This window comes from Serratia sp. PF-27, assembly GCF_030053255.1.
GTDB lineage: Bacteria > Pseudomonadota > Gammaproteobacteria > Enterobacterales > Enterobacteriaceae > Serratia > Serratia bockelmannii.
This window is the reverse complement of the sequence record NZ_JASGBT010000022.1, coordinates 20,692-33,269: the sequence shown is the minus strand read 5'-3', so window position 1 is coordinate 33,269 and position 12,578 is coordinate 20,692. Positions and strand designations below refer to the sequence as shown.

Below are 12,578 nucleotides of genomic sequence, written 5' to 3'. Positions count from 1 at the left end.
GCACCCGGTGCGCAAGCCAGAAGAGGCGCGTCGCCCAGGTAGAGTGTCAGAGGAGCCGTTTCTCCGTTGACGGCACCCGAGGGGGAGCGACGCCGAGGTACGATAATGGCCGGCCATTATCGTATCGACTACAGGGGCTGAATCCCCTGGGTTGTCACCAGGGGATCGCCACAGGGCGATCGACAAGGTGGGGCGCTTCTGGGTGTATCGTAGCCTGACCTCTACGCCTGCCCCCTGTTTACCGCTCTCCCCTTGTGCCAAGGCTATGGAATTACAGTGCCCCAAACGGGCATCCCTGACACGAGGTTTCTAGATGAACCAAGCAGCACCCCAGAATTCCACCGTGGTAGCCAAGTTCGGCGGCACCAGCGTCGCCGACTTTGAAGCCATGAACCGCAGCGCCGACGTCGTGCTGGCCAATCCGCAGGTCCGCCTGGTGGTATTGTCCGCCTCGGCGGGCGTCACCAACCTGTTGGTCGCCCTGGCCGAAGGTTGCGAGGCCGACAAACGCAACTACCAGCTTGATGAAATTCGTCGCATCCAGTACGCCATCCTCGATCGCCTCGCGGCGCCTGCGGTGATCCGCGACGAGATAGACCGCCTGCTGGAAAACATCGCCATGCTGTCGGAGGCCGCGTCGCTGGCCACCTCGACGGCGTTGACCGACGAACTGGTCAGCCATGGGGAGCTGATGTCCACCCTGCTGTTCGTGGAAATCCTGCGCGCCCGCAACGTGCAGGCCGAATGGTTCGACGTGCGTAAAGTGATGCGCACCGACGATCACTTTGGCCGCGCCGTGCCGGACAGCGCCGCGCTCAGCGAACTGGCCCGGACGCAGTTGCAGCCGCGCCTGCAGAAAGCGCTGGTGGTCACCCAGGGCTTTATCGGCAGCGAGCCGAAAGGCCGCACTACCACGCTCGGCCGCGGCGGCAGCGACTATACCGCCGCGCTGCTCGGCGAGGCGCTCGGCGCTGGCCGGGTAGATATCTGGACCGACGTGCCGGGCATCTACACCACCGATCCGCGGGTGGTACCGGCGGCCAAGCGCATCGACAAAATCGGTTTCGAAGAGGCGGCGGAAATGGCCACCTTCGGCGCCAAAGTGCTGCATCCGGCCACCCTGCTGCCGGCGGTGCGCAGCGACATTCCGGTGTTCGTCGGCTCCAGCAAGGATCCGGCGGCCGGCGGCACGCTGGTGTGCAACACCACCGAGAATCCGCCGCTGTTCCGCGCACTGGCGCTGCGCCGCAAGCAAACGCTGCTGACGCTGCACAGCCTGAACATGTTGCACGCGCGCGGCTTCCTGGCCGAGGTGTTCAACATTCTGGCGCGCCACAACATCTCCGTCGATCTGATCACCACTTCGGAAGTCAGCATCGCGCTGACCATGGACACCACCGGCGCCACCTCCGTCGGCGGCAGCCTGCTGACCACCTCACTGCTGACCGAACTGTCGTCGCTGTGCCGGGTGGAAGTGGAAGAAAACCTGGCGCTGGTGGCGATCATCGGTAACCAGCTGTCGCGCGCCTGCGGCGTGGGCAAAGAGGTGTTCGGCGTGCTCGATCCGTTCAATATCCGCCTGATCTGCTACGGTGCCAGCAGCTATAACCTGTGCTTCCTGGTGCCGGGCGAAGAAGCCGAACAGGTGGTGCGTACCCTGCATCACAACCTGTTCGAATAAGTCATTATCCCTGATTGCGGGCGCAGCATGCTGCGCCCCTGCGTCTAAAAAATCCGTTCAAAACCTGCAGGGGTTCAGCCTGTTGAACCCGCAAAAAACACAACCACACCCATCGTTCTCAATCTGGCTAAGGAAAACCTGCATGTTGGCTCTACTCACGCGTTTATTCCCCCTGTGGGCGATACTGCTGTCCGTCGCCGCCTATTACACGCCGACCACCTTTACCGGCATCGGCCCCTACGTCAGCCCGCTGCTGATGCTGATCATGTTCGCCATGGGCGTCACGCTGCGACTGGACGACTTCAAACGCGTGCTGGCGCGCCCCGGCCCGGTGGCGGCAGGCATCTTCCTGCACTATCTGATCATGCCGCTGGCGGCCTGGATCCTGGCGATGCTGTTCCGCATGCCGCCGGATCTGTCCGCCGGCATGGTGCTGGTGGGCAGCGTGGCCAGCGGCACCGCCTCCAACGTGATGATCTATCTGGCCAAGGGCGACGTGGCGCTGTCGGTAACCATCTCGGCGGTCTCAACGCTGGTGGGGGTGTTCGCCACGCCGCTGCTGACCCGTCTGTACGTCGACGCCGAAATCAGCGTCGATATCATGGGCATGCTGTTGAGCATTCTGCAGATCGTGGTGATCCCGATCGGCCTGGGTCTGATCGTCCACCATACCCTGACCAAAACGGTGAAGCGCATCGAGCCGCTGCTGCCGGCGCTGTCGATGGTGTGCATTCTGGCGATCATCAGCGCGGTGGTGGCGGGCAGCCAAAGCCATATCGCCTCGGTCGGTCTGGTGGTGATCGTCGCGGTGATCCTGCACAACGGCATCGGTCTGCTGAGCGGCTACTGGGGCGGCAAACTGTTCGGCTTCGACGAGTCCACCTGCCGCACGCTGGCGATCGAAGTCGGGATGCAGAACTCCGGGCTGGCAGCCACGTTGAGCAAAATCTACTTCTCGCCGCTGGCCGCGCTGCCGGGCGCGCTGTTCTCGGTCTGGCACAACCTCTCCGGTTCACTGCTGGCAGGGTATTGGTCCGGCCGCCCTATCAAGAAAAAATAAACCGCCTGTCGGGACGCAAACAATTGCGTCCCGTTTCTTCCCTGCGAAATTTCGTATTTCCCACTGGTCGGATTGTCATAATTCCCCCCATCCCCTATCATCCGTGAAAAATAAAAATTCAGATTCTTCCTATCCATGCCGATAATGTTGGCAAGAGGAAGAGACGTTCTACTTTTTTTAATTAATTAAGTCGCCAGGGTTGCCCGCCAAAAAAGAAGCAGCCTAATTATTATTTAGATATATACCCACCGTCTTATTTGCTGCGGCAAATCAAGATACCTCGCAATGTGCATGTCGCTCATTATTTCGGGCCGGCCCTCGGCCGCCCGTGGTTAACCTCATGGATTGGGCTGGCTGCCCCGGCGGCCTCTCATAATGGATTACAATGATAAAAAAAATCACCGCCTTGACGCTGTTGGTCAGCACGGCCCTTTCCGCCGAACCCCTGCCGGATGCCCACATGATGCGGGATATGTCGATGGGCGAGTCGCGCCGCGCGCTGCAAGACAGCACGCGTGAAGTCAACCAGTTGATTGAGCAACGCCGTTACCAGCAGCTGAAGCAGCAACGCCTGCTGGCGGAGCCGGAGCCGACCGCGCCCGCCCTGCCGCAGTCCGCGCAGTGCCTGCCGATCGCCGGCGTTTATCTGCAGGGCATCACCCTGCTCTCGCCGAGCGATTTATCCGCCCTGAGCGCGTTGCCGGAACAGTGCATCAGCAGCAACGATATCAATCGCCTGACCCGTGAATTAACGCGTCTTTATGTGAAAAAGGGCTATATCACCGCGCGCGTGCAAATTGTTCGCCCTAATTCACAAGGAGAATTGGGGTTAAGCGTCACCGAAGGATTTATCGAGAAAATAGAAGGCGGCGATCGCTGGGTCAACAGCCGTTTATTATTTCCGGGGCTGGAAGGCAAGCCGTTGAAATTAACCGATCTCGACCAGGGATTGGATCAGGCTAACCGTTTGCAATCGAATACCACCAAGCTGGATATATTGCCCGGCCATCAGGTTGGCGGTTCGGTCATTCGTTTGCGCAATCAGCATGCCAAGCCCTGGCTGATTACCGCCGGCACGGATAATTACGGCCAAAAAAGCACCGGCCAGTGGCTGGCACGTGCCACCGCCACGCTGGACAGCCCGTTCGGCCTGTCGGACTTCGTCAGCCTGAACGCCAACAGCACGCTGGAAAACCCGGCTCACCGCTATAATCGCGCCTATACCCTGCTCTATTCGCTGCCGTACGGCGCGTTCACCTTCAGCGGATTCGCCAGCTTCTCGTCCTATGAGAACCACCAGCAGCTGCCGCACAACGTGGTCAAACTGCACGGCCAGACCCAACAGTACGGTCTGCGCAGCGACTACGTGTTTTACCGCGATCACGATCAGATAGACAGCCTGAGCGGACAGCTGACCTACAAGCGCATCGATAACTACTTCGAAAGCGTGCGCCTCGAGGTCAGCAGCCCCACGCTGACCCTGGCCGAGCTGAGCGCCAGCCACCTGCAGATTCTGCCCAACGGGGTGTTCAGCGCCAACCTCAGCGTCGAACAGGGCCTGCCATGGCTGGGCGCCGATCGCCACCCGAGCTCGGTGCACCTCGACAGCCAGTTCACCAAAGGCAAGCTGTTCGCCAACCTCAGCCAGCGTCTCAAGCTGGGTGACGCCACCTATCAGCTCAACAACCTGTTCTATGGCCAGTACAGCCGCGACCCGCTGCCCGGCGTGGAGTGGCTGAGCCTCACCGATCGCAGCGCCGTACGCGGCTTCAGCCGCAGTACCCAGTCCGGCGACAACGGCTGGTATCTGCAGAATACGCTGTCGCGCAGCTTCAATTTAGGCGCCGCCACGCTGACGCCGCGCCTTGGCGCCGACGTCGGCCGCATTTTGCCGCGTCAGGATAACTCGGGCTGGCGCAGCAGCGCCGGGCTGAGCAGCGGCGCCACGTTACGCTATCGCCAGGCGCTGGTCGATCTGGAGGTCAGCCGCGGCTGGATCTTGTCGAACCACGCCACGCCCGAGGATCCCGTTCAGGTGCTGGCGCGCTTTTCTTACACCTTTTAATCAGCAGTTTTGCAGGACCCCACGGCAATATACGGAGATACATGGATGAAAAATAATAACTTCAGACTTTCGGCGGCAGGCAAACTGGCCGCCGCGCTGGCGATAATTCTCGCCGCTTCCGCCGGCGCCTACGCCGGAGAGATCGTCGCGGCCAACGGCGCCAACGGCCCCGGCGTTTCCACCGCCGCGACCGGCGCCCAGGTGGTCGACATCGTCGCACCGAATGGCAGCGGGCTGTCGCATAACCAATACCAGGACTTCAACGTCAACCAACCCGGCGCGGTGCTGAACAACTCCCGCGAGGCGGGGCTGTCGCAGCTGGCCGGGCAACTGGGTGCCAACCCGAATCTGGGCGGACGCGAAGCCAGTGTGATCCTCAATGAAGTGATCGGCCGCAACCCGTCGCTGCTGCACGGCCAGCAAGAGATCTTCGGCATGGCGGCCGACTACGTGCTGGCCAACCCGAACGGCATCAGCTGCCAGGGCTGCGGGTTCATCAACACCAGCCGCTCCTCGCTGGTGGTCGGCAACCCGCTGGTGGAAAACGGCCTGTTGCAGGGCTACAGCACCCTGGGCAACCGCAATACCCTGAGCCTCAGCGGCATCCTGAACGCCAGCGGCGTGCTGGATCTGATCGCACCGAAGATAGACAGCCGCGGCGACGTGATCGTACAAGACTTCACCCACCGCAACGGCAAAGTGACGCCGGCGGCGATCAACGCCATCAGCGGCCTTAACCGCGTGGCGCGCGACGGCAAGGTGCTGGCCAGCGAACAGCCGACGACCGCGCTGGACAGCTACTACCTCGGCAGCATGCAGGCCGGGCGCATCAACATCATCAACACCGCGCAAGGCAGCGGCGTGAAGCTGGCCGGCACGCTGGCTGCCGGCGACGAACTCAAGGTGAAAGCCTACGATATTCGCAGCGAAAGCCGCATTGAAGATGCCAGCAGCAACAAAAACGGCGGCGATAACTATCAAAATTACCGTGGCGGCATCTACGTCAACGATCGCAGCAGCAGCCAGAAGCTGACCCGCACCGAGCTGAAAGGCAAGAACATCAGCCTGGTGGCGGATAACCACGCGCACCTCACCGCCACCGATATTCGCGGCGAAGACATCACCCTGCAGGGCGGCAAGCTGACGCTCGACGGCCAGCAGTTGAAGCAAACTCAAGGTCACACCGACGACCGCTGGTTCTATTCCTGGCAATACGACGTCACCCGCGAACGCGAGCAACTGCAGCAGGCGGGCAGCACCGTCGCCGCCAGCGGCAACGCCAAACTCGTCAGTACTCGGGAAGACGTGAACCTGTTGGGCGCCAGCGTCAGCGCCGACCGGGCGTTGAGCGTCAAAGCGGCTCGCGATGTGCACCTCGCCGGGCTGGTGGAGAAAGATAAGTCCAGCGAACGCGGCTATCAGCGCAACCACACCTCCAGCCTGCGCACCGGCAGTTGGAGCAGCAGCGACGAAAGCGAAAGCCTGAAGGCCAGTGAACTGCGCAGCCAGGGCGAACTGACGGTGAAAGCTGGCCGCAATGTCTCGACTCAGGGTGCCAAGGTCCACGCCCAGCGCGATCTGACGATCGACGCAGATAACCAAATCCAGGTCGGGGTGCAGAAAACCGCCAACGCCAAAGCGGTGCGCGATGACAAAACCTCCTGGGGCGGCATCGGCGGCGGCGACAACAAGAACAACAGCAATCGCCGCGAAGTCAGCCACGCTTCCGAATTGACCAGCGGCGGCACCCTGCGCCTGAACGGTCAGCAAGGCGTCACCATTACCGGCAGTAAGGCGCGCGGCCAGAAAGGCGGCGAAGTCACCGCCACCCACGGCGGCCTGCGCATCGACAACGCGCTGAGCACCACCGTGGATAAAATCGACGCGCGTACCGGCACCGCCTTCAACATCACCAGCAGTTCGCACAAGGCCGATAACAGTTATCAGAGCAGCACCGCCAGCGAGCTGAAGTCCGACACCAACCTGAAGCTGGTCAGCCGTAAGGACACCGACGTGATCGGCAGCCAGGTCGCCAGCGGCGGCGAGCTGAGCGTCACGTCGCAGACCGGCAATATCAACGTCAAGGCTGCCGAGCAGCAGCAGAACATCGACGAGCAGAGAACCGCGCTCACCGTCAACGGCTACGCCAAAGAAGCCGGCGACAAGCAATACCGCGCCGGTTTACGCATCGAACACACCCGCGACAGCGAGAAAACCACCCGCACCGAGAACCGCGGCGCCACCCTCAGCGGCGGCAGCGTGAAACTCGACGCGGATAAGAACGTGACCTTCAGCGGATCCAAATTGGTCGCCGACAAAGGCGACGCCAGCGTCAGCGGTAATAAGGTTTCGTTCCTGGCGGCGGACGACAAAACCACCTCGAATACCGAGCAGACCAAGGTCGGCGGTGGTTTCTACTACACCGGCGGCATCGACAAGCTCGGCAGCGGTGTGGAGGCCGGCTACGAGAACAGCAAAACACAGGCGCAGAGCAGCAAGGCCGTCACCTCCGGCAGCGACGTCAAAGGCAACCTGACTGTCAACGCCCGTGACAAGCTGACCCAGCAAGGTGCGCAGCACAGCGTCGGCGGCACCTATCAAGAAAACGCCGCGGACGTCGATCACCTGGCCGCTGCCGACACCACCAGCAGCAACACCACCAAAACCGACGTCGGCGTGAACATCGGTGCCAACGTCGATTACAGCGCCGTAACCCGTCCGGTCGAGCGTGCGGTCGGCAAGGCGGCCAAGCTGGACGCCACGGGCGTCATCAACGACATCGGCGGCATCGGCGCGCCTAACGTCGGCCTGGATATCGGCGCACAGGGCGGCAGCAGCGAAAAACGCAGCAGCAGCTCGCAGGCGGTCGTCAGCTCGGTGAAAGCCGGCAGCATCGACATCAACGCCAAAGGCAAAGTGCGCGATCAGGGCACGCAATATCAAGCCAACAAAGGCGCGGTCACGCTGACGGCGGACAGCCACCGCAGCGAAGCTGCGACAAATCGTCAGGAAGAGCAGAGCCGCGATACCCGCGGCAGCGCCGGCGTGCGCGTCTACACCTCCACCGGCAGCGATCTGACCGTGGACGCCAAGGGCGAAGGCGGCACCCAGCGCAGCAACAGCAGCGCCAGCCAGGCGGTGACCGGCTCGATCGACGCGGCCAACGGCATCAACGTCAACGTGAAAAAAGACGCGGTCTATCAGGGCACCGCGCTGAACGGCGGCAGCGGTAAAACCGCCGTTAACGCCGGCGGCGATATCCGCCTTGATCAGGCCAGCGACAAGCAGAGCGAAAGCCACAGCGGCTTTAACGTCAAAGCCTCCGCCAAGGGCGGTTTCACCGCCGACAGTAAAAACTTCGGCGCCGGGTTCGGCGGCGGCACCCACAACGGCGAAAGCAGCAGCAGCACCGCGCAGGTCGGCAACGTCAGTGGCCAACAGGGCGTTGAGCTGAAGGCGGGCCGCGATCTGACGCTGCAGGGCACCAACGTCAAGAGCCAGGGCGACGTCAGCCTGAGCGCGGGTAACAAGGTCGCACTGCAGGCGGCGGAATCGACCCAAACGCGTAAGGAAAGCAAGCTGTCCGGCAATATCGATCTGGGCGCCGGCAGCAGCGACAGCAAGGAAAAAACCGGCGGCAACCTCTCCGTCGGCGGCGCCTTCGACATCGCCAAGGTGAATGAGTCCGCGACCGAGCGCCAGGGCGCCACTATCGCCTCAGACGGCAAAGTCACCCTGTCCGCCAACGGCAAAGGCGATGACGCGCTGCATCTGCAGGGCGCCAAGGTCAGCGGCGGCAGCGCCGCGCTCGAGGCGAAAAACGGCGGTATCCTGCTGGAGTCCGCCAAGAACGAGCAGCACAAGGACAACTGGAGCCTGGGCATCAAAGCCAACGCCAAAGGCGGCCAAACCTTCAACAAGGACGCCGGCGGCAAGGTCGACCCGAACACTGGCAAAGATACCCACACGCTGGGCGCCGGTCTGAAGGTCGGCGTGGAACAACAGGATAAAACCACCCACGCCAACACCGGCATCACCGCGGGCGACGTGGCGATCAACAGCGGCAAAGACACCCGTCTCGCCGGCGCGCGTGTCGATGCCGACAGCGTACAAGGCAAGGTGGGCGGCAATCTGCACGTTGAAAGCCGCAAAGACGTTGAGAACGGTGTGAAGGTCGATGTGGATGCCGGCCTGAGCCACAGCAACGATCCGGGCAGCAGCATCACCTCCAAGCTGTCGAAGGTCGGCACACCGCGTTACGCCGGTAAGGTGAAAGAGAAACTGGAGGCCGGAGTGAACAAAGTGGCCGACGCCACCACCGACAAGTACAACAGCGTGGCGCGTCGCCTCGATCCGCAGCAGGACACCACCGGCGCGGTCAGCTTCAGCAAGGCCGACGGCAAAGTCACGCTGCCGGCAACGCCGACCGGCGAAAAACCGCAAGGCCCGCTGTGGGATCGCGGCGCACGCACCGTCGGCGGCGCGGTGAAAGACAGCATCACCGGGCCGGCCGGTCGCCAGGGGCATCTCAAGGTCAATGCCGACGTGGTGAACAACAACGCGGTCGGCGAGCAATCGGCGATCACCGGTAAGAACGGCGTGGCGCTGCAGGTCGGCGGCCAAACCCAACTGACCGGCGGCGAGATCCGCAGCCAGCAAGGCAAGGTGGAACTGGGCGGTAGCCAGGTCAGCCAGCAGGACGTCAACGGCCAACGCTATCAGGGCGGCGGCCGCGTCGATGCGGCGGCCACGGTTGGCGGCCTGGCCGCCGGTGCGGCGAAACAGGGCGTTGACGGCAACGTGCCGTTCGTCAGCGGCCATGCCTCAACAAAACAGGCGGATGCCAAAGCCGGCGTGTTCAGCGGCAAATAACGCGCCTTTCCTGCACAACGCCCCCGGTTAAAACCGGGGGCGTTTTTTTACAGCGTGCTCGGGGTGTCTTCCCAGTCGCGATCGTCGTCCTTGGCATCCTGATCCAACACGTTGTAAGCCACCGCGCAGAACAGCGAGTTCAAGCGCTTCATGTCCCCCAACAATCCCAAATGCAACGAACTGGTCTCGATGCTCTGCACGTTTTGCTGGTGCAAACGATCGACGTGCGCGTGCGCGTAGCGGCGATCCAGAATGCGGAAGCGGTGCTTGGAACGGCGCAGGCGTTTGGCGCTGGTGACGTCGCCGGACAGGAACACCGACAGCCCCAGGCGCAGGTTGCCGATCAGCCGTTCGTGCAGCCCGTCCAGCTCCGCCAACCCTTCCGCCGAGAAGGCGCGGCGCGCGGCGTGCGACTTGGCGCCCACGTCGCCGGCCATGCGCTCGATGATGTCGCCCGCCTGTTCCAGGTTGAGCGCCATTTCGATGATCTCCGCCCAGCGGCGCGAGTCTTCCTCGCCCAGATCTTCCTTCTGGATCTGCGCCAGATACAGCTTGATGGCGGTGTACAGCACGTCGACGTCATCGTCGAGGCGCCGCACCTCTTTATCAACCCCCTGCTTACCGTGCAGCACTTCACGTTGCAGGATCATCATGTGTTCCACCACGTCGCCCATGCGCAGCGTTTCACGCGCCGCATTGGCCAGCGCCAGCGTCGGCGTGTCCAGCGCGCTGGCGTCCAGATGGCGCGGTCGCATGCGCGGATCGTCGGCCGCTTCGTCGACAATCAACCGCTCGCACAGCGTCGCCATCGGCCCGGCCAGTGGGATCATCACCAGGCAGCGGATCAGGTTGTAGAACACGTGGAAATAGATCACCAGCTCTTCGCTGCCGCCCGGCAGCTGAGCCATCAAATCCGCCAGATAGGAGACGAACGGCAGCACCAGTATGCAGCCCACCAGCTTGAACAGCAGGCTGCCGAGCGCTACGCGCCGCCCGGCGGCGTTCTGCCCGCTGGCGTTGATCATCGCCAGCAGGCCGCTGCCGAGGTTGGCGCCGATCACCAGACAGAGCGCCACCTTCAGAGAAATCACGCCGGTGGCGGTCAGGGTGGCGGTCAGCAGCACCGCCGCCAGGCTGGAATAGCTGACGATGGCGAACAGCGCGCCGGTCAGGGCGTCCAGCATCACGTCGCCGGTCAGCGACGAGAACAGCACTTTCACCCCGGCCGCCTGGGTGATCGGCGTGGCGGCGGCGACGATCAGCTCCAGCGCCAGCACGATCAGCCCAAGGCCGATCAGGACGCGTCCGATCTGGCCGATCCGCATTTGCTTGCGGCTGAGGAACAGGAAGACGCCGACCAGGATCAGCAGCGGCGACAGCCAGGAAAGATCGAAGGTCAGCACGCGCGCCATCAGCGCGGTGCCGACGTCGGCGCCCAGCATGATCACCAGCGCAGGCGCCAGCCCCACCAGCCCCTGCGCGACGAAAGAGGTCACCAGCAGCGCGGTGGCGTTGCTGCTTTGCACCAGCGCGGTCACGCCGATGCCGGAAACGAACGCCAGCGGTTTTTTCTCAACGCTGTCGCTCAACACGCGCCGCAGATTGGCGCCGTAAACCCGCATGATCCCGGTGCGCACGATGTGGGTACCCCACACCAACAGCGCCACGGACGAAAGCAGGTGAAGAAGGGTCAGCACGGAAGATACGCTCCATTAACGCCCGGCCAAAGGAGGCTGATACCCGATGCTTGTCACGCGACGCAGAGAGGCGAGCCAAAGGATGACGGGTACAGTGCGCGGTCCCGCCTGCCGGGCGTGGGTCTGGCAGGACAGCGGGCGGGCGGCAGACCGCAGAAGAGAAGGGTTAATGCGGCGGCGGGAAGGCCCCGGCGCCGCGCTGCGAAGTCATGCAACTTCCCGCAATACAACAGGTTCCAAGTGTAGCCCAATTTCCGCGCCGTCGGGCCGCAGGTCGGCCACCGAACGGTTGAGCACGTCAACCAGCAATTCTATCTCGCAAACCTGAATCCGATACCGTACCACATTCCCGAGCAAACTGTGACCCAGGATCACCCCACCGATCCCCTGCCCGGCCGGTAACAGGCCGATGGACTCAGGGCGGATCGCCACCTTGCCGGCATAGCTGCGCCCGGTCAGTTGGGCGGCCTGTTCGGCGGTCAACAGGTTATAGTTGCCGATAAATCCGGCGGCGAAGGCGTCCGCCGGCTGGGTATACAGGGTTTCCGCGTCGCCGCTCTGCACGATCTGCCCCTTGTTCATCAGCACGATGCGATCCGACAGGGTCAGCGCCTCTTCCTGATCGTGGGTGACGAAGATCGCCGTCAGGTTCAGCTCGCGCTGAATGCGCCGGATCTGCTCGCGCAGGTGTTTGCGAATACGCGCATCCAGCGCCGACAGCGGTTCGTCGAGCAGCAGCAGACGCGGGCGAGTGACCAGCGATCGCGCCAGCGCCACGCGCTGACACTGGCCGCCCGACAGCTGATGCGGATAGCGCTTTGCCAGATCGCTCAGCTCCACCAGCGCCAGTACCTCCTGCACCCGCTGGCCGATCTGCCCGGCCGCCAGCTTCTGCATTTTCAGGCCGAATGCCACGTTGCCTTCCACCGTCATATTGGGGAACAGCGCATAACTTTGGAACACCATGCCGATGCCGCGCTTTTGCGGCGCCAGCGGTACCAGATCCTGGCCCTGCAATAAAATTTGCCCGCTGTCGACCGGTGTCAGGCCGGCCAGGCAGCGCAGCAGCGTCGATTTGCCGCAGCCGCTCGGCCCCAGCAGGGTGACGAACTCCCCCTCTTCGGCGGTGAAATCGATATCCTGAAACACCTGGGTCTGGCCATAGTGTTTGTTCAGGCGGGTGACGTTGAGATAAGCCATCGG

6 protein-coding genes and 1 riboswitch are annotated in these 12,578 nt (G+C 62.9%); of the genes, 4 read left to right on the top strand and 2 right to left on the bottom strand.

The window, feature by feature from the left end:
• The first annotated feature begins 12 nt into the window (after positions 1-12).
• A riboswitch (Lysine riboswitch) is annotated at positions 13-206 on the top strand.
• 107 nt (positions 207-313) lie between these two features.
• The 4 genes from lysC (at position 314) to QMZ29_RS19655 (ending at position 9,678) form a co-directional block, all read left to right on the top strand.
• Positions 314-1,681: a lysine-sensitive aspartokinase 3 gene (gene lysC / locus QMZ29_RS19670; RefSeq protein ID WP_261425031.1), complete on the top strand. Its 1,368-nt coding sequence runs from the start codon at positions 314-316 to the stop codon at positions 1,679-1,681.
• 142 nt (positions 1,682-1,823) lie between these two features.
• A complete protein-coding gene (panS, locus tag QMZ29_RS19665; RefSeq protein WP_147823549.1) occupies positions 1,824-2,741 on the top strand; it encodes a ketopantoate/pantoate/pantothenate transporter PanS in 918 nt (305 codons plus the stop codon).
• Positions 2,742-3,126: 385 nt separating this feature from the next.
• On the top strand, positions 3,127-4,806 hold the full coding sequence (locus tag QMZ29_RS19660) for a ShlB/FhaC/HecB family hemolysin secretion/activation protein (RefSeq protein WP_261425024.1): 1,680 nt from the start codon (positions 3,127-3,129) through the stop codon (positions 4,804-4,806).
• 45 nt (positions 4,807-4,851) lie between these two features.
• Positions 4,852-9,678 (top strand): hemagglutinin repeat-containing protein, encoded by a 4,827-nt coding sequence (locus tag QMZ29_RS19655; protein WP_282980727.1) that lies wholly within the window; start codon positions 4,852-4,854, stop codon positions 9,676-9,678.
• Positions 9,679-9,725: 47 nt separating this feature from the next.
• Here QMZ29_RS19655 and QMZ29_RS19650 read toward each other — a convergent pair whose 3' ends face one another.
• Positions 9,726-11,375, bottom strand: coding sequence for a Na/Pi cotransporter family protein (locus QMZ29_RS19650; RefSeq protein ID WP_016930295.1), 1,650 nt, complete (start codon positions 11,373-11,375; stop codon positions 9,726-9,728).
• Between the two features lie 207 nt (positions 11,376-11,582).
• Entirely contained in the window at positions 11,583-12,575 is a 993-nt protein-coding gene (locus tag QMZ29_RS19645; protein ID WP_043139634.1) for an ABC transporter ATP-binding protein, read from the bottom strand.
• Positions 12,576-12,578: the final 3 nt, after the last annotated feature.

Coding starts and splice junctions, on each gene's coding strand:
- lysC (WP_261425031.1), top strand. CDS start 314: ATGAACCAAGCAGCACCCCAGAATTCCACCGTGGTAGCCAAGTTCGGC.
- panS (WP_147823549.1), top strand. CDS start 1,824: ATGTTGGCTCTACTCACGCGTTTATTCCCCCTGTGGGCGATACTGCTG.
- QMZ29_RS19660 (WP_261425024.1), top strand. CDS start 3,127: ATGATAAAAAAAATCACCGCCTTGACGCTGTTGGTCAGCACGGCCCTT.
- QMZ29_RS19655 (WP_282980727.1), top strand. CDS start 4,852: ATGAAAAATAATAACTTCAGACTTTCGGCGGCAGGCAAACTGGCCGCC.
- QMZ29_RS19645 (WP_043139634.1), bottom strand. CDS start 12,575: ATGGCTTATCTCAACGTCACCCGCCTGAACAAACACTATGGCCAGACC.